General features: G+C 32.9%; 27 protein-coding genes. 8 read left to right on the plus strand and 19 right to left on the minus strand.

Annotated elements, in window-relative coordinates:
* Window positions 1-39: 39 nt before the first annotated feature.
* The 11 genes from atpA to HQN62_RS02005 form a co-directional block, all read right to left on the minus strand.
* Window positions 40-1617, minus strand: a complete 1578-nt coding sequence (gene atpA, locus HQN62_RS01960) for a F0F1 ATP synthase subunit alpha (RefSeq protein ID WP_077374826.1) — start codon at window positions 1615-1617, stop codon at window positions 40-42.
* Window positions 1618-1655: 38 nt separating this feature from the next.
* A complete protein-coding gene (atpH, locus tag HQN62_RS01965; RefSeq protein WP_173503120.1) occupies window positions 1656-2189 on the minus strand; it encodes an ATP synthase F1 subunit delta in 534 nt (177 codons plus the stop codon).
* Between the two features lie 2 nt (window positions 2190-2191).
* Window positions 2192-2692, minus strand: coding sequence for a F0F1 ATP synthase subunit B (locus tag HQN62_RS01970; RefSeq protein ID WP_116796647.1), 501 nt, complete (start codon window positions 2690-2692; stop codon window positions 2192-2194).
* Window positions 2693-2827: 135 nt separating this feature from the next.
* Window positions 2828-3019 (minus strand): ATP synthase F0 subunit C, encoded by a 192-nt coding sequence (atpE, locus tag HQN62_RS01975; protein ID WP_100842815.1) that lies wholly within the window; start codon window positions 3017-3019, stop codon window positions 2828-2830.
* A 113-nt stretch (window positions 3020-3132) separates the two neighbouring features.
* Window positions 3133-4284 (minus strand): F0F1 ATP synthase subunit A, encoded by a 1152-nt coding sequence (gene atpB, locus HQN62_RS01980; RefSeq protein ID WP_173503121.1) that lies wholly within the window; start codon window positions 4282-4284, stop codon window positions 3133-3135.
* 119 nt (window positions 4285-4403) lie between these two features.
* Window positions 4404-4796 (minus strand): DUF6168 family protein, encoded by a 393-nt coding sequence (locus HQN62_RS18885; protein ID WP_371811629.1) that lies wholly within the window; start codon window positions 4794-4796, stop codon window positions 4404-4406.
* Window positions 4797-4809: 13 nt separating this feature from the next.
* Window positions 4810-5043, minus strand: coding sequence for an AtpZ/AtpI family protein (locus tag HQN62_RS01985; RefSeq protein WP_116796644.1), 234 nt, complete (start codon window positions 5041-5043; stop codon window positions 4810-4812).
* Window positions 5030-5416: a bactofilin family protein gene (locus HQN62_RS01990; protein ID WP_116796643.1), complete on the minus strand. Its 387-nt coding sequence runs from the start codon at window positions 5414-5416 to the stop codon at window positions 5030-5032. The genes HQN62_RS01985 and HQN62_RS01990 overlap by 14 nt, the downstream gene beginning before the upstream one ends.
* A 2-nt stretch (window positions 5417-5418) precedes the next feature.
* Window positions 5419-8040, minus strand: coding sequence for a type IX secretion system periplasmic lipoprotein PorW/SprE (gene porW, locus HQN62_RS01995; RefSeq protein ID WP_254454465.1), 2622 nt, complete (start codon window positions 8038-8040; stop codon window positions 5419-5421).
* Window positions 8041-8127: 87 nt separating this feature from the next.
* The gene (locus HQN62_RS02000) at window positions 8128-8823 is read right to left on the minus strand and encodes an ABC transporter ATP-binding protein (protein WP_116796642.1); all 696 of its coding nucleotides are present in this window, start codon (window positions 8821-8823) and stop codon (window positions 8128-8130) included.
* Between the two features lie 61 nt (window positions 8824-8884).
* A complete protein-coding gene (locus HQN62_RS02005) occupies window positions 8885-10345 on the minus strand; it encodes a DUF5687 family protein (RefSeq protein WP_173503122.1) in 1461 nt (486 codons plus the stop codon).
* Window positions 10346-10480: 135 nt separating this feature from the next.
* Here HQN62_RS02005 and HQN62_RS02010 point away from each other — a divergent pair, with 135 nt between their 5' ends.
* Window positions 10481-11533, plus strand: a complete 1053-nt coding sequence (locus HQN62_RS02010) for a ferredoxin--NADP reductase (protein WP_173503123.1) — start codon at window positions 10481-10483, stop codon at window positions 11531-11533.
* 295 nt (window positions 11534-11828) lie between these two features.
* Window positions 11829-12140, plus strand: coding sequence for a hypothetical protein (locus HQN62_RS02015; protein WP_243412090.1), 312 nt, complete (start codon window positions 11829-11831; stop codon window positions 12138-12140).
* Between the two features lie 94 nt (window positions 12141-12234).
* Here HQN62_RS02015 and HQN62_RS02020 read toward each other — a convergent pair whose 3' ends face one another.
* Both HQN62_RS02020 and HQN62_RS02025 read right to left on the minus strand, forming a co-directional pair.
* On the minus strand, window positions 12235-13245 hold the full coding sequence (locus HQN62_RS02020; RefSeq protein ID WP_173503124.1) for a glycosyltransferase family 9 protein: 1011 nt from the start codon (window positions 13243-13245) through the stop codon (window positions 12235-12237).
* A 46-nt stretch (window positions 13246-13291) separates the two neighbouring features.
* The gene (locus tag HQN62_RS02025) at window positions 13292-13897 is read right to left on the minus strand and encodes a DUF4254 domain-containing protein (protein ID WP_116796635.1); all 606 of its coding nucleotides are present in this window, start codon (window positions 13895-13897) and stop codon (window positions 13292-13294) included.
* 89 nt (window positions 13898-13986) lie between these two features.
* Here HQN62_RS02025 and upp point away from each other — a divergent pair, with 89 nt between their 5' ends.
* Window positions 13987-14640, plus strand: a complete 654-nt coding sequence (gene upp / locus HQN62_RS02030; protein ID WP_173503125.1) for a uracil phosphoribosyltransferase — start codon at window positions 13987-13989, stop codon at window positions 14638-14640.
* Here the strand turns inward: upp and HQN62_RS02035 are convergent.
* Window positions 14635-15564 (minus strand): DUF6427 family protein, encoded by a 930-nt coding sequence (locus HQN62_RS02035; RefSeq protein WP_173503126.1) that lies wholly within the window; start codon window positions 15562-15564, stop codon window positions 14635-14637. The two genes, upp and HQN62_RS02035, sit on opposite strands and share 6 nt — an antisense overlap.
* A gap of 144 nt (window positions 15565-15708) precedes the next feature.
* On the opposite strand from HQN62_RS02035, the gene HQN62_RS02040 reads away from it, so the two are divergent.
* Window positions 15709-15942, plus strand: coding sequence for a DUF6341 family protein (locus HQN62_RS02040; protein WP_116796632.1), 234 nt, complete (start codon window positions 15709-15711; stop codon window positions 15940-15942).
* A gap of 69 nt (window positions 15943-16011) precedes the next feature.
* On the opposite strand, the gene purD is transcribed toward HQN62_RS02040, so the two are convergent.
* Window positions 16012-17286, minus strand: coding sequence for a phosphoribosylamine--glycine ligase (gene purD / locus HQN62_RS02045; protein ID WP_173503127.1), 1275 nt, complete (start codon window positions 17284-17286; stop codon window positions 16012-16014).
* 150 nt (window positions 17287-17436) lie between these two features.
* Between purD and HQN62_RS02050 the strand changes: the two genes are divergently transcribed.
* The 3 genes from HQN62_RS02050 to HQN62_RS02060 are packed head-to-tail and all read left to right on the plus strand — an operon-like array spanning window position 17437 to window position 21028.
* Window positions 17437-18759: a phenylacetate--CoA ligase family protein gene (locus HQN62_RS02050; protein WP_173503128.1), complete on the plus strand. Its 1323-nt coding sequence runs from the start codon at window positions 17437-17439 to the stop codon at window positions 18757-18759.
* A complete protein-coding gene (gene wecB / locus HQN62_RS02055) occupies window positions 18759-19844 on the plus strand; it encodes a non-hydrolyzing UDP-N-acetylglucosamine 2-epimerase (RefSeq protein WP_173503129.1) in 1086 nt (361 codons plus the stop codon). Before HQN62_RS02050 ends, wecB begins: the two co-directional genes overlap by 1 nt.
* Window positions 19844-21028 (plus strand): glycosyltransferase family 4 protein, encoded by a 1185-nt coding sequence (locus HQN62_RS02060; protein WP_116796629.1) that lies wholly within the window; start codon window positions 19844-19846, stop codon window positions 21026-21028. The genes wecB and HQN62_RS02060 overlap by 1 nt, the downstream gene beginning before the upstream one ends.
* Here HQN62_RS02060 and HQN62_RS02065 read toward each other — a convergent pair.
* Both HQN62_RS02065 and HQN62_RS02070 read right to left on the minus strand, forming a co-directional pair.
* Window positions 21025-22377: an exopolysaccharide biosynthesis polyprenyl glycosylphosphotransferase gene (locus HQN62_RS02065; protein ID WP_116796628.1), complete on the minus strand. Its 1353-nt coding sequence runs from the start codon at window positions 22375-22377 to the stop codon at window positions 21025-21027. The two genes, HQN62_RS02060 and HQN62_RS02065, sit on opposite strands and share 4 nt — an antisense overlap.
* The gene (locus tag HQN62_RS02070; protein ID WP_116796627.1) at window positions 22377-23360 is read right to left on the minus strand and encodes a UDP-glucuronic acid decarboxylase family protein; all 984 of its coding nucleotides are present in this window, start codon (window positions 23358-23360) and stop codon (window positions 22377-22379) included. The genes HQN62_RS02065 and HQN62_RS02070 overlap by 1 nt, the downstream gene beginning before the upstream one ends.
* Window positions 23361-23564: 204 nt before the next feature.
* Here HQN62_RS02070 and HQN62_RS02075 point away from each other — a divergent pair, with 204 nt between their 5' ends.
* Complete coding sequence (locus HQN62_RS02075) at window positions 23565-24641, plus strand: glycosyltransferase (RefSeq protein WP_173503130.1); 1077 nt, start codon at window positions 23565-23567, stop codon at window positions 24639-24641.
* Here HQN62_RS02075 and HQN62_RS02080 read toward each other — a convergent pair.
* The gene (locus HQN62_RS02080) at window positions 24610-25914 is read right to left on the minus strand and encodes an O-antigen ligase family protein (protein ID WP_173503131.1); all 1305 of its coding nucleotides are present in this window, start codon (window positions 25912-25914) and stop codon (window positions 24610-24612) included. The two genes, HQN62_RS02075 and HQN62_RS02080, sit on opposite strands and share 32 nt — an antisense overlap.
* Window positions 25886-26950, minus strand: a complete 1065-nt coding sequence (locus HQN62_RS02085; protein ID WP_173503132.1) for a hypothetical protein — start codon at window positions 26948-26950, stop codon at window positions 25886-25888. The genes HQN62_RS02080 and HQN62_RS02085 overlap by 29 nt, the downstream gene beginning before the upstream one ends.
* Window position 26951 lies beyond the last annotated feature (1 nt).

The raw sequence follows: 26951 nt of genomic DNA on the forward strand, positions 1-26951 counted from the left end.
GATTAGCATTCGACCAATCACTAATTACTATTCACTAGATTAGTTATATTTCGCTGAAATTTCTTTTGCAACAGTTTCAAGTACGTCTGTAATTTCATCTGTTAATTTTCCTGCTTTCAAAGCATCAAGAGTAGCTCTGTGTTTGTTGTTCAAGAATTCCAAGAAATCTTTCTCAAATTCTTTCACTTTATTCACAGGAACATTTCTTAATAAGTTTTTAGATCCAGCATAAATAATTGCAACTTGGTCTTCAACAGTATAAGGGTCGTTCAAACCTTGTTTCAAGATTTCAACGTTTCTTTTTCCTTTTTCAATTACGTTCAATGTAACAGCATCAAGGTCAGAACCAAATTTAGCAAACGCTTCCAATTCACGGAATTGTGCTTGATCTAATTTCAAAGTACCTGCTACTTTTTTCATTGATTTAATTTGAGCATTACCTCCAACACGAGATACAGAAATACCTACGTTAATCGCTGGACGAACCCCAGAGTTAAACAAATCTCCATCCAAGAAAATTTGACCATCTGTAATCGAAATTACGTTTGTTGGGATATATGCTGATACGTCACCTGCTTGTGTTTCGATAATTGGCAATGCAGTCAAAGAACCTCCACCTTTTACGATTCCTTTCAAAGAATCAGGTAAATCATTCATATCTTTTGCAATTCCATCATCAGCAATCACTTTACAAGCACGCTCTAATAAACGAGAGTGTAAGTAGAAAACGTCTCCAGGATATGCTTCACGTCCCGGTGGTCTTCTTAATAAAAGAGAAACCTCACGGTAAGCAACAGCTTGTTTAGATAAATCATCATAAACAATTAAAGCCGGACGACCAGAATCTCTAAAATATTCTCCAATAGCAGCACCTGCGAAAGGAGCATAAACTTGCATTGGAGCAGGATCAGAAGCATTTGCAGCTACAATCACAGTATATGCCATTGCTCCTTTTTCTTCTAACATTTTTGCAATTCCTGCAACAGTAGAAGCTTTTTGGCCAATTGCAACATATATACAGAATACTGGTTTCCCAGCATCGTAAAATTCTTTTTGATTTAAGATGGTATCAATACAAACAGTAGATTTTCCTGTTTGACGGTCACCAATAACCAACTCACGTTGTCCACGACCAACTGGGATCATAGCATCGACCGCTTTTACACCTGTTTGCAAAGGCTCAGTTACTGGTTGACGGAAGATAACTCCAGGAGCTTTTCTTTCCAAAGGCATTTCGAATAATTCACCACCAATTGGTCCTTTTCCATCAATTGGAAAACCAAGAGTGTTCACTACACGTCCTACCATTCCTTCTCCTGTTTTAAGGGAAGCAATACGTTGTGTTCTTTTTGCAGTAGATCCTTCTTTGATTCCTGTTGAAGGTCCTAATAATACAACCCCAACATTGTCTTGTTCAAGGTTCAAAACGATAGCCTCTAATCCGTTTTCGAATTCAACTAACTCACCGTATTGAACATTTGAAAGCCCATAAATAAGAGCAATACCATCTCCAACTTGAAGCACTGTACCTACTTCCTCTAGCGTAGCACCAGATTCAAAACCTTCTACTTGCTTTCTTAATATTGCTGATATTTCAGCAGGTTTAATTTCCGCCATCTTAATTTATAATTTAGACACTTAAATGTGTAATAAAACTAATTACTTAACTCTCTCTTTAATATTTGTAATCTGTTGGCAACAGAAGCATTATACTGCTGATCACCTATTCTTAATATAAATCCTCCAATGATAGCAGGATCTACAATGTTTTCAATCGTGATTTTTTTATCAGAAAGTGTTGCTATTTTAGCCAAAACTTTAGCTTCAAGCGCAGCATCCATAGCAACTGCTGTAGTTACTTTTGCTACTTCAACATTATTCATGATATCAAATAATTTGCTATACTCTGCAGCAATAACATCTAAAATTTCAAATCTTTTGTTTTCAAATAACAAATGAAGCAAACCCTTAGTTACATTATTAACAGTAGCAAAAACTTCTAAAAGTGCTTTCTCTTTCACTTCTACTTTAATGGTTGGATTTTGAATAAAAGTACTCAACTCCAAATTACCCTTAATCGTTGAAGCAATAGATTTCATGTCATTATTCACAGCTTCAGCTACCCCTTTTGAATTGGATAAATCTAAAATTGCGGTTGCATAACGAATTGCTGCTCTAGTACTTGCCATGATTAGTTCAATTTTACGTCACCTAACAATTTCTCAACCAATTTAGTTTGAGCTTCTTTGTTAGATAGTTCATCTTTTAATATTTTTTCAGCAATGCTAAGAGATAATGTAGAAACATGTAATTTCAATTCAGCCATAGCTGCATTTTTTTCGCTTTCAATTGCAGCCTTCGCTTGATCGATCATTTTTTGACCTTGAGCTTGAGCTTCAGTTTTTGCATCATCAACCATTTTGTCTTTCATTTCGCGAGCATCTTTAAGCATGTTGTCACGCTCTAATCTAGCTTCTTGCAAAATACGTTGATTATCTGCCTGTAAATTTTGCATTTCTTTTCTAGCATTTTCAGCAGAAAGTAATGCGTTTTTAATTCCTTCTTCTCTATCGTTTACAGCATCAAGAATAGGTTTCCAAGCGAATTTTTTCAATAAGATTATTAATCCGATAAATATTAATACTTGCCAGAAAAACAAACCTAACTCAAACTGATTTATTAACTTTTCCATTTTTATAAATTGTATATATTTTTAAATTGTATTTTAAAAAATAAAATTTAATCTGTTTAATATAATTTTCAACATTTAATTAAAACAATAGTTACAACCAACCGTTGTAACTATTGTTTGTTTTTTAAGTGCTAATTAAGCTGCGAATAACGCTGCGAAACCAATACCTTCAATAAGTGCAGCTGCAATAAGCATAGCTGTTTGGATTTTTCCAGAAGCTTCTGGTTGACGAGCAATAGCATCCATTGCTGAACCACCAATTCTACCAATTCCTAAACCTGCTCCAATTACAATTAATCCTGCTCCTACGAAATTTAAACCTTCCATAATATATATATTAAAAATTAAACATTCAATTTGATTTCAGAATGAAGATTAACGATTTTAAATTTCAGAATGCAAATCTACATTCAAAAATCATAAATCTAAAATCTACAATCTTAATGAGCTTCCTCATGATGATGCTCTTCTACTGCCATACCGAAATACAAAGCAGAAAGCAAGGTAAAAATATACGCTTGTAAAAACGCAACTAATATTTCAAGAATAGAAAGTGCAAATGACAAACCAAATGACAAACTGCTTCCTATCCAGCTTTTAAAGATAAACATCAAACCAATAATACTCATCAATACAATGTGTCCAGCAAAAATATTCGCATACAAACGTATCATTAATGAAAAAGGTTTAATAACTACTCCTAATAATTCTATTGGAGCCAATACAATTCGCATTGGTTTTGGCACACCTGGCATCCAGAAAATGTGTCCCCAATAATTTTTATTGGCAGTGAGGTTTGTGATTAAAAACGTTAATATAGCTAATGAAAATGTAATAGTAAGATTTCCTGTTACATTGATCCCGAATGGCATCAAACCGAAAATATTTAAAAACAATATGAAGAAAAAGATAGTCAATAAATAACTCATGTATTTCTTATAATGTTTCTCTCCAATATTTGGGATTGCAATTTCATCACGAATAAACAATACAACTGGCTCAAAGATGCGCCCAACTCCAGAAGCAATTCCGTTATTTTTAGAGTATGATTTTGCCAAACCTGTAAAAAGTAAAAACATCAAAATCGCAGCTAATAGTATAGAGAAAACTGTTTTTGTAATTGACAAATCTATAGGACGCGCATTGGTTACAAATCCTGTTTTTTCATCTTCGGTAATTGTACCAGCCGCATCGGTTTTATAAATTTTCCCGTCGTGGTGGTTTATTTTGTAGAAATTTCCATTTGATTCAGCAACTGCTTCTCCATGTTCGAATTTTGAAGAAGAGAAAATTTGAAAACCATTATCATAAATAATAATAGGTAATGCAAAACCGTAATGAACTCCAGTTTCATCATCTTGAAAAAAAGAAAATTCGTGAGAATCTAAAACGTGATGTTTTATAAATGCCTTTACTTTAGATTTCACATCTGTTGGTTCAGCATGTGCTTCGTGGCTTGCTTCTGCACCTTCATGTGCTACTACAGTTTGAACAGTTGTAGTGTCCTTTTCAGGATTTGCCATACTAATAAAAGGAAGACATATAACGAAAGTCGCTATAATAAATCTAAGTGCTTTGTTGGAAATCACCATATCTCTTAAATATCTTATTTTTTAACGATTCTAAAATTTGGTGCAAAGGTACATTTTTTATTAATACTCAAAAGCATATAAAAGTATTTTTTTGAGAATTTGATTCACAGAGGTATCGATTATTGCTTTTCGTTTACTAAGCGTATTGTAAAAAGGGTCTCAATTGTTAAAAAGACAATAAACAATATAAGAAAATTTATTCTTTCTGTAGGATCACTCGGTTTTGGAACTTGCAATAATGGCCTCAAAATCAAATAACAAAAAACCATCTTTATGCTGGTGGCCAAAAGGAAAGACATCCCGACATTGTCAAAACTTCTTTTTTTAATTGTTAACAAAACTTTGAAAATAATCATCGACAAAACCGTGAAAAACAAATAAAGCGTTCCCAGAGAATAGTGAAAAGCCTTTTGGTTGACGTTTAAACCATAGAAAATCATTTTATGAATTACGTATAATAGGAATGCAATACCCCCTAAAGTTAAAAATGGGAGTGCTTTTTTAAAATTCATTATGCTTTCGATTTTATTGTTTTTTGTTGATTTCGTTTACTTGCCGGATAACATTATACATTGCCAAAACAACGCCTACCATTGCCATCACTTTTACATAATAGACTTTTGTGCTGGGATGATTCTCGTCCAACCAATTTCCAAAATAGGCAAACAGGAAAATAATAACCCCCATTTGGATTGGAATATTAATTAGAGCCAACCATTTATTGTAGTTGTTCTTTTTAGGGTCATTATTCGTTGGCATTTTTTGTTCCTTTAGTGCTATTAGATAACATAACACAGGTTGCATTGAAAGTGGCCCCTGGCTCTACAGATAATTTACCTATAATAACTTCTCCAATAATACTGGCCGATTCTTTAATGTTTAAAGTATCCTCAATCTGAATTTTCCCCTCGAATTTTCCTTCTATGTCTGCCGTATTACAAATGATATCCCCTTTGACACTTCCTGCGGGCCCAATCACCAATTTTCCACTAGATGTAAAATTCCCTATCAGTTCACCGTCTAATCTAAAATCGGCAGGCGAAATTATGTCCCCGTGTATTGTAGTACCTTCCACTATTCTATTAGTTTTTCCTAGAACATCTGTTAACGATTTTGGTTTTGTATCAAACATAATTACGATTTTTTTAGTAAAAGATATTCTTCAAAATTTTTCTTAATTTGAATTATTTTATAATTTTCATTTGAAATGACAATTCCTGGCTGGCTAATTTTGTATTTTTCGTTTTCTGCAAAAAGAGCAGCTACAAATTGGGCATACGATTGGGAATGGATTCCTTGAATAGAAATGAAGCTTTCTTTTTCAGTATAAGAATCACAAGTGTATTTTAACTTCTCCACATTTTCATTGGCAAAAAACAAAATCAACTTACTTTCAATTGCTGAAGCCGTTTTCTCATCATTTTTATCAATTCTAAAAATAACCTTCCAGTTTTTAGAATCAACTGTACTGAAACTCATTTTTTCCAAAAGCGGAATTTGTGTTTTAAGAATTTCAATAGCATCCTTTCCTTCATTACTATTGGCATAATTATCGGCTACATATTCTATTGCTTTTTTATAAGCTTCCAATCCGTATAATTTCCCAATGGTATACGCTTTTAGCAATTCAAATTTTGGGACAATGGCTTCCCCTGTGAAATTATTGATTAAACCATCTACTTGTTGTAAAACCGAAGCGAAATATTCCTGCTTGTACAATCGGTATAGATTGTCATATTCTCCCTCAGGTGTATTATTCCCAACCCCCTCTTGTGGACTGGAATTGGTAATGATTTGAGCGTAACGAGAATTAGGATATTGACTTACTATTTCATTTTTGATCGATTCAGCTTTTGCTGGATCGGTAATTTCATATATTTTATATAAATTGTATTTCGTAGGAAGAATTAATTTTTCCTCTGGTTGATACAATAACAATTGCTCCAATCTAGCCGACGCCAAATTGTATTCTTTGAATTTTTCTTTATAAATAACTCCTAATTGATAATAAATCGCATTCCTTTCTTTAGTAATGCTGTCAATCGCAGTTTGTGATTTTGGCAACTGCTTTATATAATAGTCTGTGGTATATTTTTCATTTACTTCTGTCGAGACTATTGGGCTATCTGTAGTCTCATCAACAGCATTACTTCCAGGTGTATTTTGATTTTGATTCGTTCCAGACGAAACTCTCCAATAACCATTTTGGGCTCTGTTACCCCATATTTTTTTGAACTCTATTTTTCCGTAAGCAACTGTATTGGGGTTATAAAAATAAAATGTATTTGAAGTTGCAGCTGGATTACTATTCGTTGGTGGTGCAAAAGATGGTGGACTCGCCACTTGACCATTTTGATTTGATATTGCATCATTGGGCATATTTGCCCCAGTATTTAATGCAATATTGTCATCAATTTTCTTTTGTTTCTCGGCAAGCAATTTTTTAAGCTCATCACTACTTTTTAGTTTTTGAATATAATTCTCATAATACACTACTTGTTCCGGTCCGTTTAAAGAAGCAACGTAGATAATACTGTCATTCCGTTTGGCGATAGCCTCGTTAACAATAGCCTCATCCAAGTTTTTTCTAATTTTAGAAATCTGAAGATATTCTCTGGTTTTTGGATCCAATAATTCCAAAGATTTGTCATAACTCTTGGCCGCAAAAAGATAATCGGTGTGTTTGAAATATAAATTCCCAATATTTCTATAGTTGGAAGCATTCAAATATGGATCGGTAGATTTGGCATCCAAAGAAGCATTATAATACTCTAATGCCTTTTCTTTCTCATTATTATTATCGTAAAAAATTCCAATGCTATGGTAAATCACATCCAAATAGGGCCTGTTTTCTCTGTCCTCCATAATCTTTTTGGATTTTTTGACAAATAAATCATAATCCTCGCCCTGATAATTATTGAGTTTTGCTTTTTTGGCGTAAGCCTGAATAACAAATTTCCTTTCGGCCTTTCTATTCATATCAATAACTGTTTGATAAAAATAAATGGCACTGTCTTTTTGGCCTGACTCTTCATACAATTGTCCCAACAAAAAAGAATAGCGTTCTTTTTCCTCATGGATTTTGGTATAGGCATTTGCCAATTTTAGCTTAACGATTGCGCTGTCCTTTTCTTCAATATTCAAAAAGGCACTTGTTAAAATAGCATTCGCATTAGCAAATTCTTGCTTTTTTAAATCGTTATCTTTAATGAGTTTTGAAATGTTTTTTATGGCCAAAGCATCGTTTCCTAAACGAACATTTGTTTTCTCGCGCCACATTTTGGCATCATAGATATTGCTGCTGTTGGGATACTTGTAAAGAATGTAATTGAATGCATCCAAAGCCGGAATAAATCTTTGATCATAATACCTTGCTTTTCCAAGCAATAAATAGGCTTCATCAATTTGATAGTTCTTTTCTCGACCGCCAATATTCATGGAATGCTTCTGTATCGCTTTGGTCGCTTTGGCTTCGGCAAGTTCAAAATCGGCATTTTTTGGTTTACCGTCAACGGGAACATCATCACTGACTTGCATTTTCTCAACAGGTAATTGTTTCCAAAAATTTTCGACAGTGTTGTCGTTTATTCCTTTCACTCCTTTATCTAATGCAATTTGCCCATTGTACAATATGTTCAATTTTGTACTCAAGGCATGGGAATTTCTAGCCAAAAAAGTATCCTTCTTGGTAGAACAGGCTATCAAAAAAGATATTAATAATGTAGCTAAAATGTATTTTGATGTATTGCTATTCAAAGGAAAACGTTTAGGTCATTAAACTTTTAAAAAAGGAATTTAGTATAATGACTTGTAAAAATACGTTTCTTTTTGAAATATATAAATTTAAACCGCAAAAAACAATTCCAATTCGTGGAGTGTCTCTTTTGTAGTTGGCATGTCCTTAACCAATTCCCCTTTATTCAATGCGACAATTCTATCACAAACTTCAACTGTATGTTGCAAATCATGACTAGAAACCAGCACCGTTATGTTTGGATTGTCGGCCAATTCTTTAATGATTTTTTTTAATCTATTTACCGTTGTTGGATCTAAATTGGCAAAAGGTTCGTCCAAAATAATCACTTCAGGATTCCCGATCAAAGTTGCAATGATTCCCACTTTCTTTTGATTACCTTTTGATAAATCGCGTAAATATTTTTTGTTTTTAAGAATTTCACCGTTGAAGAATTCTTCATATTGAATCAATAGTGCATCAACATCCGCTTTGTTTTGGCCTCTTAAATCACCTATGAAATAGAAGTATTCTTCGGGAGTTAAGTAGCCTATTAGAAAACTTTCATCCAGAAAAGAAGCCGTAAAAGGTTTCCAGTCCTCACTGGTATTCACCTGAATTTCATTGTTTAAAATATGCCCCGTTGTAGGCTGAATTAAATCCAATAACAAACTGAAAAAAGTGGTTTTTCCTGCACCGTTATTACCAACTAATCCAAAACTTTGACCTTTTGGAATTTCTAATGATTCTATATTTAATACCGAGGTTCCATTGTATTTTTTGGAAAGGTTATTTACTTGTATCATGATAATTGTAAATTTTTAGATTTTAAATGGAGCGTTAAAAACTCTCTTATTTCGAAGTTGACTATTTTTGCTTATAAGCCGCTATAGTCTCATATTTTTCTTTTTTATAAATATTTTCGATGAATTTAAAAGCCTGGTTTTTTAGGGCTAACCCCAAAAGACCAACAAATGCAACAAGTACTAAACCTAAATTGGTACTCATCAAATGAATTCCTAGCCAATACAATCCTATAGGCAATACCAATTTAGGAATAGAAAGCAACATCGTGTTTGTACTAAAGGCTTTTTTGTCGCCAAAAGCACCTTTTGACATCGATAAATCGATTGGTGTTTTTGTAAAAGCACCTCCCAATAGAACCAATAATGAATTGACTCCAATATTATAAATGGCACCAACTACAATAATCAAATAAACATGCCAACCAAAATACAAATAAAAAGAGGCCAAAATAGTTGAAATAACTGTACCAATAACAATTAACCACCACTTTGAATTCAAATACCCTCGATACGGAATATTCTGAGTCATCATTAATTGGTAATACGAACTATCCCAACTTGGAACAAACTGCCCGAAAGTGAATAAAAACCCTCCAGAAACAAATATTCCTGCAAAAATTTGCATCACCGGCGGTTGATGTGAATTACTGTTGAAAAAAATCAAACCATAAAACAAGAACATAATACTTAACCCAACGGTAGTTTTAGATCGTTTATTTCTTTTGATCAATTTAATATCGTTTTTCAAAAACGTTCCTAAGGTTCCAAATTGGTTCAACCAAGTGAGCTGTTCAGTTTTGGCTACATCATTTTTGACAGTTAATCCGGCATCCAGATACAAATCCCCTTTTAGATAAGTATATGTCCAATAATACAATCCCAACATAACCAAAACAGGAATCGAAAAAGCCCATTTGGTATGGAATAATGCCTCAAAAATTGGATACGTGTAATTGGTTATATCAAAGAGTTTGTAGTATTGACAACCCGCTAAAATCACAACAATAGTGATAAATATTCCCAATAAGTTGTCTTTATTGTTCAATAAAATATTCAAAAAATTATTGACAAATACAATTGAATAAAGAGCAGTCAACCAAAGTAATACGCTTATAACATCATAGCCCTCATAAATTAAAACTGCCGAAAAAGGCAGAAAGAAAAAAGCATGAACTATATTAAAAAACGATAATCCTGTTTTTCCTAAAGAGAAATGTACAATAGTTGATCGTTTGAATGGCATAGTCAACAATGGGCGAATGTTCATGACCGGAATCGCCTGCAGCAAAAGTCGAACAATCAAATCCATCAAGAAGTAGTACACTAAAAATTTGTTTACGGTAACCAACGGATCCAGTTTCATTTCCTTAAGGATATAAAAAGCGCCTACTCCCAAGGCTAAAAAAACTAATGTAAAATATAGGACCAGAAATCCCATTAAAATTTTCAAGGCCAAATTCGTAGCGAACGAAGCAGATCTCGTAAAGGATTTCCATTCGAGATAAATAAATTTTGTAAACATGGTTATTGGTTTGGTTTTGCAAATAAGTAGTTTAGAGTAGGAAAATGTTACAAAAAAATAGTAAAATCAAACTTGAATGGTACCAAATTCTTTCAATCCTAAATAGTTTTATTACTTTTGCAAAAAAATATTCCTATGCCATCCTTTTTAAAATTGATTGTAAAAGAAGTAAAACGCGAAACCAAAGATGCCGTTTCGATACTTTTTAATGTCCCTGAAGAATTAAAACCCAATTATACTTTCATTGCTGGTCAATATATAAATTTACGACTGACATTAGACAATGTCGAAATTCGTCGTGCCTATTCAATTTGCTCAGCTCCTGGAAGCGGTGAATTACGAATTGCGGTTAAAGCAGTTAAAGACGGTGTTTTTTCTCAATTTGCAAACACCAAATTAAAAGCGGGTGATGTTCTAGAAGTAGGAAAACCTGAAGGTAAATTTATTTTTGAACCCGAAATTGATCGTCAAAAAAATTATATTGCTTTTGTGGCAGGTAGTGGAATTACTCCCGTTTTATCAATTATAAAATCGGTTTTGAAAGGCGAACCTAAAAGTTCATTTGTCTTGGTTTATGGAAATAAATCTCCCGAACAAACCATTTTTCATCAAGAATTACACGACTTACAACTGCAATATGTAGGTCGTCTTTTTGTACATTATGTGTATAGTCAAGTAAATGTCGAAAATACTTTGTTCGGTAGAATTGACAAATCCGTTGTAAACTTTGCCTTGAACAATAAACATGCAGCATTGGATTTTGAAAAATTCTACTTGTGTGGTCCAGAAGAAATGATAAATACCGTTTCAGGTATTTTGAAAGAAAAAAACGTGAGAGATTCGGCGATAAAATTCGAACTTTTCAAAACCTCTTCACATGAAAACACCATTGAAGAGGCATTAGTTGGACATTCAAAAATTACCGTTATGGTCGATGATGATGAGACAACTTTCGAAATGTCACAAAAACAAACCATTCTTGAGGCATCCCTAAAACAAGGAATTGATGCACCTTATTCATGTCAAGGAGGTATTTGCAGCAGCTGTTTGGCTCGTGTAACATCTGGAGCAGCCTTAATGAAGAAAAATTCTATCCTTACCGACAGCGAAATTGAAGAAGGTTTAATCCTGACTTGTCAAGCGCATCCAACCACTCCAACTATTCGAGTTGATTATGATGATGTTTAAAATAGTTTAAATGATAGTAAAAACTTCTCTTTTCAGAGAAGTTTTTTATTTTATAAGTGGTTGTTTTTTTGTTATATTAGTAAAATAAATTAGACTAATCTTGATATCCCTAATTTTGGATAGGTTTGTTTGATAAATCTCTAATTTACATTGTTGCAGTAAGTTTAATAAAAAACTAAATACCATGACAATCCACCACCACATCCACCTGCATTTTATTTCGCTATTTGCGATAACAGCTTTTTTGTGCGCCATCGTAATAATTAAAAAATCGAGAAATAAAAAAGTACCAAAATTGCTTACAAAAGAAAAATACAATTCTACAATGACTGGGAAAATGGAAGAAATAACACCCGCAGAAGTGATTATTTTTAATATTTGGCCTTATGTAGATAAATTAAAATCGATCAAAATTCTATCGAAAAAAATTAAAGAACAGGAACTGATATATAAAATTTATCATAATTCTACAGGGGAATTTGAACACATTCTACTATCTACCGAAAAAGATAATAATTTTGTTGTAATTGTTGTAGATAGAAGCAAAAAGAAAATAATGGGTTATTTTCTTCTTGATTTGAATGGAGAATATAACTTAGTTGCTTAATTTTTACTTAATCAAAGACAAGCCAAAAAATGAAATGAAAAAGACAACGAAAATTGTCTTTTTTTTGTGCATTGTTGGACAGAACAAAATTCTATTATAAAAGCTTTGTTTGAATACTGGAAACTACTTTCTCAACAGGAATAGTTCGCATGGCATCTCCATAACCCTCCACTTTTTTATTGCCGTAAACAGATGTTGGTAATTTTGGGTACAAATTTCTATCCGAAACCAAGGCATTTTCCAAGGGTTGATTGAAAGGGGAAAATCCGGCATAAGGATGAGTAGCGCCCCAAAGCGTAATAACTTTTACCCCAAGCATAGCGGCAATATGGGCATTCCCAGAATCCATAGAAAGCATTACGTCAAGATTAGATATCAATTGCAATTCTTGTGGAAACTTGATTTTTCCAGCCATATTAATGACATTTTCTTTGCCAGAACTTAACGTATTCAAAACTTCGACTTCTTTTTTTCCTCCACCAAAAAGCAAAATGGTATTGTTTTTATCTAATGCTAAAACATCAATTACTTCCTGCATTAAATCCTGAGGATATACTTTGGAATCGTATTGCGCAAAAGGAGCAATCCCGATAAGTTTTTGTTGCGAATTTCCAATTAAATTCAGAATCTGCGAATCCAAAATGGCTTTTTTAGGAAATATTGGATTGGTTAAATCCAAGGAAAATCCAAGTTGTTCAAACACTTTCGCGTGTCTTTCAAACATTGTGGTCAATGGTTTTAAAATTTTATTTTCGGCACTTGTCAGGGCTTTTTTCTCGTCTCTTCCTTTATCAACCGAAGCTATTTTTTTTCCGCTTACAGCAAAAAGTGTTCGTACTACTTTTGAACGAAGCACATTGTGCAAATCAGCAAAAGCATCAATATTCAACGCTGTTAAATCCTGATACAATTTACAAAGCCCCAAGAATCCTTTATGTCTTTCTTTTTCATCAAAATCAAAAAAAGAGAGATTGGGAATTCCTTCAAAAAAAGGTTTGAAAAAAGGTCTGGAAACTACCGTGATTTTTACTTCTGGAAATTGATTCACAAAAGCACGTAAAACAGGAACCGTCATGGCGACATCCCCCATTGCGGAAAGTCTCATGACGGCTATATGTTTAATTTTTGGAGACAAATTAGTTGCCAAAAAACTACTTTTTATTTTGATACAAAACAGGATTCAATTCATCATCATTGTACATTTTCATTTGTTTGTACACTTTCATGAATTTATCGCCATTTTCGATGTCTTTCAATAAATCATCAATTGCCATTGACAAATCAGATCTTTGTTCCAAAAGGATGTTTAATTTGGCTTGACATTTGTCTCTATGGTCTTGTGAAGCTTCTGCACGAGTTGCTTCTTCATTCATATGATAAATTTTTAGTGCCAAAATAGACAACCTGTCAAAAGCCCAAGCTGGACTTTCTGAGTTGATTTTTGCATCATTCTTAACAGCAACATGGCTGTATTTTTGAAGAAAATAACTATCGATATATTCAACCATATCGGTGCGCTCCTGATTCGAAGCATCGATTCTTCTTTTTAGAGTCAAAGCTGCAACTGGATCAATGTTCGGGTCACGAATAATATCTTCAAAGTGCCATTGCACAGTGTCTATCCAGTTTTTTAGATACAACAAATGTTCGAATTTATCTTTTGGAAAAGGATTATTTATAGGCTGGTCAACATTATCAAATTGGTGATAATCTTTTATACTTTGCTCAAATACTGAATAAGCTAATTTTGAAAACATATCTTATGATTTTAGAAATACAAAGATACTTTTTATACTTTTGATAGTATAAAAAAAACTCCACAAATTAAATTTCTAATAACAACTCCATGGAAATTCATTATTTATCAGAAAAAAACAGTGTGCTTAACCACTTTTTGAGCCAAATTCGGAATATCGAAGTTCAAAAAGACAGTATGCGATTTCGCAGAAATATTGAACGCATTGGAGAGATTATGGCTTATGAAATGAGTCAGTCTTTTCATTACAGAGATATTGAGATAACAACTCCTCTTGGCGTTAAAAAAACAACTGAAATTGCAGATCAACTAGTTGTATGTTCCATTTTAAGGGCAGGATTAACTTTGCACCAAGGCTTTTTGAACTATTTTGACAGTGCCAAAAATGGTTTTATTTCGGCCTATAGGCACCATCCAAACCATGATGATTTCTTCGATATTCTGGTAGAATACCAAGCTATTGCTGATATTAACGGGAAAAATGTTTTGTTGGTAGACCCTATGCTGGCAACTGGTCAATCTATTGTGGCTGTTTATAATAAACTGATGGAAAGAGGTACTCCAAAAGAGCTTCATATTGCCGTGATTATTGCTGCTCCAGAAGGAATTTTGCATCTAAAACAAAATTTACCTGACACCTGCCATCTTTGGATCGCTTCTCTGGACGAAAAACTCAATGACAAAAGTTATATTGTTCCTGGTATTGGAGATGCCGGAGATTTGGCTTATGGAGATAAACTATAATTGAGAGAAAAAAGTAAAAAAACTACAAGCCAAAAGGACAAACAAAACAATTTCTTCTTTTAATTTTGGTTGTGATATCTCGATATGGGACGTCGCCATTATTGCCAATGGCGCAAAAGTAAAGACCAATAATTCATTGCTTTTATTGGCTGATAAAACAAAAACTAAAATTCCAATAAAAAACGAAGCAATTACTTTTTTATAAGAAGACAATAATACTAAAGGTCTGCTAGATAACGTAGTAAACATTGATATTACAAAAAACAAAGCTATTGTGGCGTAAATAGAAAAAGCTGCATTTTGATAATTATTGGTAAAGTAGTCAAGACTTAAACTGATTTTGCTTTTTTCCAGTAAAAATGCAATACTGTGTATCTCAAAAATTAAGGAGCATAAAACAAATAAAATTGATACTGCAAAAAGGGCAATAAAAGGAATAACCCAGTTTCTATAATCTCTGGAAACGTGGAATATTACGGATATAAAAACCAAAAGAATATACAAAATACTCCAAAATTGAAATAAAGCCGCTATAAAAATCCACAATGACGCATCAAAAAGTTTCTCTTTTGTTTCTTTTAAAGTTTGTAAAGAAACAAGTCGCCTAATAGCCAATAAAATAAAAAAATTGGCAAGAATCAGATTTGTGTTATCTAATAAATCTGGGAAAAAAAGCAAAAATAAAAAATAAAAAAAAGCAGTATAAGTACTGTCTCTACTCAACCCATTGCGTTTTGAAATAAAACTGCTCAGGAAAATAGATCCCAATAAAATCAACACTAATCCTGTTTTTTGAAGAATAGAAATAACAGAATTTGTCCAAGTCACATCTTGAATTTGATATAGAAAAAAGAAAACCAGCATTAAAATAATCACCAAAGAAAAATTTAATGGTGTAGATTTTTTAAAAACACTTGTTATCATAAGGATATTTTATACTTTTGTGACTGTAAATATAATACTTGTTTAAAAAGGAATGGGACAAGATTAAAAAAGATTCAATAGAAAATTTGTTTTTTGCCGTTCTAAATTCCAAAACATAAAATAATAAAATAAAAGAGATACATTATGACATCATTTTTTGAAGGAATACAATACTTATTTGTAAACATTTTATTCGCTCCTTTAGACTTTTTACGTTCATTAGAGCTAAAAACATGGTTTGGTGCCAATACTATCAACTGGATCTTTATGATTATTTGTTCAGTTGCTATAGTTTATTGGATTAAACAATTGAAATTACATAAAGAAAATGGAGAAGAGTTTCAAGACACAACAGCTCATTCTTTCTTGGATAAATAAATTCATTATCAAATAAAACAAAAACACGAATTGAACATAATTATAAGTTCAATTCGTGTTTTTTTGTTTTTAGATTAAATCAAATCCAATGTCTTTTCTGAAATTCATTTTGTCAAAATGCAATTGATTTACATTTTTATACGATTTATCTAAAGCTTCTTGAAAATTATCTCCATAAGAAGTAATAGCCATTACCCTTCCACCATTACTTACCACATTTCCGTTATCCAATTTGGTTCCTGCATGAAAAACAATAGAATCAGTAACTGTTTCTAATCCAGTAATTACTTTTCCTTTTTCAAAATCTTCAGGATATCCACCAGAAACAATCATAACTGTAGTCGCACTTCTTTCGTCAACTTCCAGGTTGAATTCATCCAACTTTTCATCGGCTACAGCCAAAAACAATTCAACTAAATCCGATTTTAATCTTGGAACAACAACCTCGGTTTCAGGATCTCCCATTCTTACATTGTATTCGATAACAATTGGTTCGTTATTGACGTTGATCAGTCCAATAAACACGAACCCTTTATATGGAATTCCGTCTTTTTGAAAACCTTCGATGGTAGGTTTTACTATGCGTGTTTCTATTTTTTCCATCAAAACAGCATCAACATAAGGAACTGGAGAAACTGCTCCCATCCCGCCTGTGTTCAAACCTGTATCACCTTCGCCTATGCGTTTGTAATCTTTGGCTGTTGGCAAAATTTTATAGCTTTTTCCGTCTGTCAACACAAAACAGCTCAATTCTATTCCATCAAGAAATTCTTCGATCACTACTTTCGAACTTGCTGCACCAAACTTTTGGTTTACCAACATATTTCTTAATTCAGATTTTGCTTCCGCCAAATCCTGAATGATTAAAACTCCTTTTCCTGCAGCCAAACCATCTGCTTTCAATACATACGGAGGTTGCAATGTTTCTAGAAACTTACATCCTTTTTCAACAGTTGCGGCAGTAAAACTATCATAAGCTGCTGTTGGAATTTTGTGTTTCATCAAAAATTCTTTGGCAAACTCTTTGCTTCCTTCTAATGTTGCCCCAATTTTTGAAGGCCCAATTACCGGAATATTCTTTAACTCTTGATCATTTAGGAAAAAATCATAAATCCCTTTTACTAAAGGATCTTCGGGCCCAACAACTACCATTTCTATATTTTCCTTGATTACCAATGCTTTTATGGCGTCAAAATCAGTAGCACTGATATCAATGTTTTTTGCAATTTGAGCAGTTCCAGCGTTTCCTGGGGCTACAAAAAGGGTGTCACAAAGTGGACTTTGAATCATTTTCCAAGCAAAAGCATGTTCTCTTCCTCCTGATCCTAATAGTAAAATATTCATGATGTAGTTATTTAGTTGCATTGCTGTCTTTTGACAGATGGTGCAAAAATAATTGCTTTTGAACGTAAAAAATAATTATATGTCAAAAAGTTGTAACTAAATCATCAATAGTTGTGGCTAAACATTATTTTTGACAAAATTTCTCTTCCGATGTTCAAAATATTCGACTTAACACTTCAAATAAACGGTTTTCCAATGAAGGAAGCCAAGTCTGAATTGCAAAAAATAATTGCCATTCCAGAGGAAGAATACGGTCAATTCATTGAACAAAAAAAATTGGAAATTGTCAATTTTCATTTAAAAAATAATTCCTCCTATCAAAAACTTGTTGATAAATCCTCTTTCAATAATTGGAATGATTTGCCTATAATGACCAAGAAAAACTTTCAAAAACCCTTAATAGAAAGGCTTTCAAATGGGTTTTCTTTAAATAATGTCTATATCAATAAAACATCTGGTTCAAGCGGTGATCCGTTTATTTTTGCCAAAGACAAATTTTCGCACGCCTTAACCTGGGCAAACATCATCAATCGTTTTGGTTGGCACGGGATTGATTTTAATACATCTTATCAAGCTCGTTTTTACGGAATTCCATTAGATTTTATTGGGAACCGAAAAGAAAGATTCAAAGATTTTTTAAGTCACCGGTATCGATTTCCAATATTCAATTTATCCGATAAAATTTTAGAGCGATTTTTAAATGATTTTAAAACCAAAAAAATCGACTACATCAATGGTTATACGAGTTCAATTGTTTTATTTGCCAAATTTTTACAACAAAAAAACATTGTTTTAAAAGCTATTTGTCCGACTTTGACAGTTTGTGTAGTAACTTCTGAAATGCTTTTTGACGAAGACAAAATCCTGTTAGAAAAACAATTTGGCATTCCAATTGTCAATGAATATGGAGCTTCGGAACTGGATTTGATTGCTTTTCAAAATCCTAAAGGAGAATGGCAAGTCAATTCGGAAACGCTATTTGTGGAAATTTTGGACGAAAACAACACTGTTTTGCCTTACGGAAAAGAAGGTCGTGTCGTCATAACTTCTTTGTACAACAAAGCACATCCATTTATCCGATACGATATTGGCGACATTGGGATATTGGACGAAAAAAGCACTTTGAAAAAACCCATTCTCAAAAAATTAATTGGCAGAACCAATGATGTTGCTATTCTGCCAAGCGGTAAAAAATCGCCTGGATTGACTTTTTATTACGTAACCAAAAGTATAATAGAAGACGACGGCAATGTAAAAGAATTTGTTATCAAACAAACTAAAATCGATACTTTTGACATTGAATATGTTAGCAGAATCGAATTGAATTTGGAACAAATTCAAAAAATTGAAGCCGCAATTGCGTTATATTTGGAAAAAGGGCTCGTTTTTACATTCATTAGAAAAGAAAAACTGGAGCGAAGCAAAAGTGGGAAATTGAAACAGTTTGTTTCGTTAATTAAAGAAATAGCATAATGAAAATCACCATAGTCGCAGGCGCGAGACCCAATTTTATCAAAATTGCACCCATTATCAAAGCAATTGAAAAAAAGCAGAATGTAGGGGCAAACGTTTCTTATCGATTGGTACATACCGGTCAACATTATGATAAAAACCTAAGCGATACTTTTTTTGAAGAATTAAATATTCCTAAACCCAACAGTAATTTAGAGGTGAAAAGTGGTTCGCAAGCAGAACAAACCGGTGCCATAATGGTAGCTTTTGAAAAAGAATTATTGCAAAATCCTTGTGATTTAGTTTTAGTGGTTGGCGATGTAAATTCGACAATGGCTTGCGCTATTGTAGCCAAAAAACAAAACATAAAAGTCGCTCACGTCGAAGCGGGAATTCGCTCAGGTGATATGACAATGCCTGAAGAAATCAATCGAATCGTTACCGACAGCATCACCGATTATTTCTTTACCACTTCAACCTCAGCATCCGAAAACTTATTAAAATACGGTGTTGATGAAACCAATATTCACTTTGTGGGCAACGTAATGATTGATACTTTATATCAAAATTTAAACAAAATTTCCGCACCACTTTTTTGGGATAAATTCCAATTGGAAAATGGAAACTATATCATTCTTACCCTACATCGCCCATCAAATGTGGATGAAGAACAATCTTTAATTCAATTACTCCAAGGCATTGATAAAATGGCTGATGACAAAAAAGTAATTTTTCCCATTCACCCAAGAACAAAAGCTATTTTGGGAGAAACAAATTTGAAATTGAAAAACATTCTTTTTGTCGAGCCGCAAGGTTATCTAAATTTTATGTATCTCATCAAAAATAGTTTTGCCGTTATTACTGATTCTGGTGGAATTTCGGAAGAAACTACCGTTATGGGAATTCCTTGTTTTACGATGCGAAACAACACCGAAAGACCCGAAACACAAAGCATTGGAACCAATACTTTAGTAGGGACTTCAATCGAAAATTTGAAAGACCTATTTGGAGAATTTCTTGAAAATGGAAGAAAAAAAGCTGGAATTCCAGAACTTTGGGACGGAAAAGCCTCTGAAAGAATAATTGACATCCTGCTTCAAAAATAATGGAAGAAATCCTCATCATATCGAATTATTATCCACCCGAAAAAGGGGCTGCCGCCAATAGAATTGAGCAATTGGCGCTTAAGTTAAATCAAAACAATTACAAAGTTTCCGTTCTTTGTCCGCTGGGAAATTACCCAAAAGGGGAATTATTTCCTGAATACAAAGGAAAATTTTCGGTAACGGAAAATCTTCAGAATATTACCGTAAAACGGCTTTGGATCTATCCGAGTGTTAGTAAAAACATCTTCAAAAGAACGCTTTCGGTTTTGTCGTTTTCTACTATGCTTTTTTTCTATTTATTGTTCAAAAAAACACCACATAAAGTTGTCGTTCAATCGCCTCCTTTATTATTGTCGTTTGTCTCAGTTTTGATACTTTCGCTAATGCGAAAAAAGATAATCCTGAACGTTTCTGATTTATGGCCTTTGGCAGCTATTGAATTGAAAGCACTGAAAAAAGGAAGTTTTTCACATAAAGTCTCTTTATTTTTTGAACGATTTATATATTCAAAAGCAACTTTAATATTCGGTCAATCTAACGAAATTATCACTCACATTCATTCTTTTTTTCCAGAAAAAAAATGTCATTTGTACCGCAATTTTCCCGAACATCAAACTACGGAAATGCATTTTACAACCAATAAAAATGAGCCCATAAAAATATTTTATGCTGGACTGTTGGGCTTAGCACAAGGTGTTTTCGAATTATGCCAAAAAATTGAATTGCAAGATGTCAACATCGAATTGCACATTTTTGGCGATGGTGCAGAAAAAACACAAATCGAGGATCTAATCAAACAAAATCCTGAGAAAAAAATCTTCTTCCATGGAATGTTGGAGCGCAATATTCTACATGAGAAACTCCAAACTTTTGATATTGCTATTGTTCCGTTGAAAACAAGAATTTATGGCTCTGTTCCTTCAAAGATATTCGAATATGGGGCATTGGGCTTTCCTGTGCTTTATTTTGGTGGTGGTGAAGGAGAAGCGATCGTGAAAGAAAATAATTTAGGTTGGGTTGCCCAGGTTGGAAATTTTGAAAGTTTAAATACTGCTTTAATCGAAATCTCAAAAACAGGGAAAGAACCCATTCAAATGTTAAAAAAACAAGTTTTTGATTATGCCGAAAATCATTTTAATCTCGATTTTCAAATTAAAAATTTAATCAATAAGGAGGTGTTTTAATATGCTTTTTTATCACCTTTTAAAGTATTATAAATGGTGTTGAAAATGATTTTAAAATCCAACAAAAGGGACCATTTTTCTATATAAAAAATATCATACCTCACCCTGTTTATAATATCGTTGTCTGTTTCAACTTCTCCACGAAACCCTTTGGTTTGTGCCAAGCCCGTTATGCCTGGTTTTATAAAATGACGCACCATAAATTTATCAATACGCTCTGCATACATATTGGTATGGCTTACCATGTGCGGCCTTGGCCCAACTACAGACATATCTCCCAATAAAACATTGAAAAATTGCGGCAATTCATCCATACTTGTTTTTCGGATAAACTTACCAACTTTTGTGATTCTTGCATCATTTTTAGAGACTTGTTCAATATCTGCCAACTCATTTATTTCCATAGATCGAAACTTAAAACAATTAAATTCCCTGCTATTCAAACCATTTCTTTTTTGAACAAAAAATAATGGCCCTTTGGAATCTATTTTAATAATAATGGCCAAAATGGGTGTCAACCATGATAATATACCCAATATGATTATCGTTGAAAAAACAACATCAAAAATGCGTTTGATGATTTTATGTAAGGATTCGTCAAGCGAAATTGTTCTTTGCGAAATTACTGGAATGTAATCATAATATTCGAAAACTGAATTTAAAGAAAGTAATTGCTTTTGATTTGGAATAAACTTAAGTGTTTTCAAATTATTATCTGCAAAAAATATAAAATCTTCTATTTGTTTACTTAACAAATCAGTCATAGAACAGTAAATTTCGTCGATTTTATTGTCTAAAATAAATTGGAAACATTCCTCAAGATATTCTGATTTATGGCTTTCTAAATCAAAAACTTTTATCAATTTATATCCATAATCTGGATTTTCCTCAAAAAATTGCTGCAAAGGATTAGTGCTTTTTTCCTTGCCTACAAGAACCACTGTTCTAAAATTACCACCAAATATAATTCGGTACTTTCTTAAAAAAAAATAAATAAATAATTTAAAACCAAGAACCAGCGCTACCGATCCTATAGTGAATAATAGTATTGTAGACAAACTATATCTTTCTGGGTAAAAATAAGCAAGGGCTAGACAACACGTTGTGAAAGCGACAGCTTGCTTCAAAGTGCAGTTCAAAATAGCAATTACTTTAGTGTATCTATAGACCTCGTAAAAACCTAAATTGGCAGCAATAATAAACCACGCACAACTAATAAAAAGAGCGTAAAAATCTTGAAAAACTGGAATACCGGAAAAATGTGCAGCAAGGAAATTGATAATTATCAAGTCCAAAATGCGCGAAAAGGGTCTGATGTAACCTGAATATCTTCCTGTTTTAGCTTTCACTAATTGATATACTTAGAAAAATCTTTATGTTCCTCTTTCGATAATTCTTCTTTGGATAATGATTTGAAATAATCATACGTAATTTTCATTCCTTCGGCACGATTTACTTTGGCTTCCCACCCAAGTAATTCTTTCGCTTTGGTGATATCGGGTTGACGTTGCAAAGGATCGTTTATTGGCAATGGATGATAAACTACTTTTTGATTCGTCCCAGTTAATTTTATAATCTCCTCTGCAAAATCTTTGATGGTGATTTCATCTGGATTACCAATGTTTACCGGATATACATAATCTGAATGCAATAGTCTAAAAATTCCCTCTACTTGGTCGTCCACAAAACAAAATGAACGGGTTTGCATTCCGTCTCCAAAAATAGTTAAATCTTCTCCACGAATGGCTTGTCCAATAAACGCAGGAATAACTCGCCCATCATTGAGTCGCATTCTTGGTCCGTACGTATTGAAAATTCGAACAATTCTGGTTTCTACTCCATGAAAGGTATGATACGCCATCGTGATCGATTCCTGAAAACGTTTGGCTTCGTCATACACCCCTCTTGGCCCAATTGTATTTACGTTTCCGTAATATTCTTCAGTCTGAGGGTGAACTAGAGGATCTCCATAAACCTCGGATGTAGAAGCTATAAGAATCCTTGCTTTTTTTACTCTTGCCAGGCCTAATAAATTATGTGTTCCCAACGAACCCACTTTCAAAGTTTGAATTGGAATTTTAAGATAGTCTATAGGACTTGCAGGCGAAGCAAAATGCAAGATATAATCTATCTTTCCCGGAACATGTACAAACTTGGTAATGTCATGGTGGTAAAATTCAAAATGCTCTAATTTGAACAAATGCTCTATATTTTTTAAATCACCCGTGATGAGATTATCCATTCCTATTACATGATAACCTTCTTTGATAAAACGATCACATAAATGAGATCCCAAAAATCCTGCCGCTCCGGTGATAAGTATTCTTTTCATAGTTGATATATACTACTGTAATTAACTTTTGTAATACGCACAAATGTACTAAAATATTTTACCTTTTGATTTACTGATAAATGATTAAGCACTAAACATTTTGTCATCAAATCATGTTTAATTAATGCCAAAACCACACTCTCGATCAAAAAAATTATAGTTAGTCAACTTTAAACTATTTTTGTTCCAATAAAATTAGCAATTTTGAAAGTTGTCCATATAATTGAAGCATTAGGAGGAGGCGTTTATACTTATTTCAAAGACTTGTCCTTTTATTTTGGAGATGATGAAGTAGTAAAAGACCTATCTACTACCATTATCTATAGTGGAAATCGTAAAGAAATCGATCCTGAAAAAATTGAATATGAATTTTCAAAAGGGGTGTCGTTGATAAAAATAAATATGGTTCGCGATTTTTCACCAATTCAAGATTTTAAATCCATTCTTCATTTACGAAAAGAACTTCAAAAATTAAATCCGGATGTCATTCATCTTCACTCTTCAAAAGCTGGTGTTCTAGGAAGGATTGCTTGTTTTTTACTGTTCAAAAGAATACAACTATTTTACACCCCACATGGTTACTCTTTCCTTAGAACAGACATTTCAAATTTGACAAAAAAAACATATTGGTTCATTGAAAAAAGTTTTCAGCAATTATTTGGCGGTATAACAATTGCCTGTGGAGACACGGAATATGAAATCGCCAAAAAAATTGGAAAATCAATGTTGATTCGCAACGGTATCAATATTGATGAAGTTAGTCGCCAATCCGTAAAACCCAAAAATCAAACCTTAACAATTGGGATTGTCGCCAGAATTACTACTGCCAGAAACCCAGAACTATTCAACACGATTGCGTTGCGTTTTCCTGATTTTAATTTTGTTTGGATAGGAGACGGTGAATTAAATTCAACATTAACAGCACCCAATATAAAAATTACAGGTTGGTTCATGGATAGAAATGAAGCGTTGAAAGAACTCAGTGTCATAGATATTTATATTCAAACCTCTCTTTGGGAAGGAATGCCTATCGCCGTTTTGGAAGCAATGGCTATGAAAAAACCGATTTTGGCAACCAATATTATAGGCAACAAAGACATCGTTGTTCACAATGAAACAGGCTTTCTTTTTAATGAAATTGAGGAACTTGATGACTATTTGCAACTGTTAAAAGACGACAAAATTAGGAATCAATTTGGCGATAATGCCTTAAAAAGATGTAATGATTTATTTGATAAAAACAAAAATTTTAAAGCTCTTGCTGCTCTTTATCAGCAATAACTTTTTGCTGTAACCAATGGCTGCCAAAAACAGCCATCCACAATCCGCTAAAAGCGATACCGTCAAAACGCAACAAAAAATCATCGGTGAGATTGGAGGTGAAGAAAAGGAAGAAGAAAGAAAGTACTACTGCGTTTTTTAAACTAAACCCCAAATAGCCAATTGTAAAAATATAGAGCAACACAATCAAAGGGCCCAATATTCCAAATTTTATTAAAAAATCAAGAAATTGATTGTGCGTTGGAAATTCATATTTTGCCAAAAATTGCTGATTGGTTTGTTTGAAATATTTAATTAATTCTGGTTTTCCATCCGAAGCACCAACACCAAAAAGAAGATTTTTTTTTGCAAGTTCCCAGGCTGATTTCCATATGGAAACGCGAGTTACAAGAGAATTAAACACTCTATATTCTGGATGATCAATTTCGTCCAGTTTCCCTACTTTATCCATATAAGCAAAGGTTACCGACGAATATTTCTCCTTCATATAGGGGTTATTTTGAACAAAAATGTAAAGTATACCGCCCAATACAAAGATTAAAACTACTAAAATTCCAATTACTTTTTTAAAATTGAATTTACGAATCACCTCTCCGAAAAAAACCAACGCAAACCCAACTAATACATTTAGCAAAGCCATTCTTGTATTAACAAATAGCACAAAGAAAAAAGAAAGTACAAAAACTAAAATACTCCCCATTTTAAGTAATCCCTTTTCGCGTAACCGAAAGGAATTAAAAACAAAAAAAAGACAGCTAATAGATACAAAAGCCAAATGCATATTTAATGCCGGTGCATGAATACCAATGCTGTTCGAAAACTCATATCCCATCTCCCATAAATCGTTTCCATTTAAATATTTATAAAACAATTCCGGATAATAAATAATGAATCGGATGAAGAAAAAAAATATAATTCCCGTCGTTATCACACTATAAAATAGAAGAATTTTTAGAAATTGAATCCTTTGATAGTTCCCCAAAATAAATAACGAAAAAACAAGAAGTGAACTGTATTTTTCTAATGATTTTAAACCTTTAGAAAAAGAATCATTGTTCCAAAACATTACTATTTCCAGTAGTAATGGAGATGCAATAAGCAATAATAAAATCAAGGATTGCTTGGAATAATTAAGCTTTTTTATAAAAAATAAATTAAAAACTGCAAATAATATAATCAACAAGGTACAGGGTTTTCTAAAAATCATTGTAATGGCCAATACTGCCAGAAAACCATTTAATATTTTAGTAAAGTTTTTTTCTGAAATGGTCATAATATAATGCATAATAAATTAGAGGGAAAACACCTATTTTGTGTCGAACTGCCGACCCTAAATCAGGTTCGAAAACACCTTGAACGATAAAAAATGCAAACAAAATAAGTAAAATCCAAAGTTCCTTTTTGTGTGTATCTCTCGTTACAATGCATCTGGAAAATCGCACAAGCAGAATGTAAAACAAAAAAAGCTGCCAGATCACAAAAACCAATATCTGAGGAGAAAAAATATACTTGAATCCGTTGACCGGGATATTTACGGAGAAAAAACCATACAAAATGCCAATAGTTTCCCCATACCAAGTATCTGGTTTTACTGGAGATATAATGCTGGAATTGGCATCTGCCGATCCTATCCTGGAACTATTTACCACTTCCCTGCTGATTTCAGAGAAATAATGCCCTGTTACCAGTCCATAAATTAAGGATAAAAATATGGCTATTACTATTCCGTAAAAAACCGTCGTCAGTGTCTTACTCTTAAAATTTACACCGCTTGTTCCATACATTACAACGGCAATAATTGGAATCAGAAAAAAATAAGGGCGATACAAAATACCAAAAAGTGCCAACAAAAATAAAGATGAAAAAAGTGCTGTTCGAAACGCAATCTTCTCATTTAAGAATAAAAAAACAATCAGGGAAACAAACAAATAGGTGATAAATTCTTTCGAAGGCATTGACATAAAAATGGCTATCATCAAGATTCCCAGATAAACAAGTATGTTTTTTATGTTTAATTTTTGGAAGTCAGTTGGAATTCCAATTTTATATAGAACATACATCAAAATGGGAAATTGAATCAATCCAACTATTGAAAAAGGCAAATACCGCAAGCCTGTAATTTTATAAAATAAAATAGTAAGCGGGTAACTTCCAAAAAATCCGATTTCATTACCTTTATCAAGCGCAATAACAACTGCATCATAAAAAAATCGTTTTGGCAAAACATAGAATGCAAGGACCGTAACCAATAAATTGAGTACAAATAATACAATAAAAGTCGCCGTACTTCTTTTGATTAAAACTTGCATA

The sequence above is a fragment of the Flavobacterium sp. M31R6 genome (assembly GCF_013284035.1).
Lineage (GTDB): Bacteria > Bacteroidota > Bacteroidia > Flavobacteriales > Flavobacteriaceae > Flavobacterium.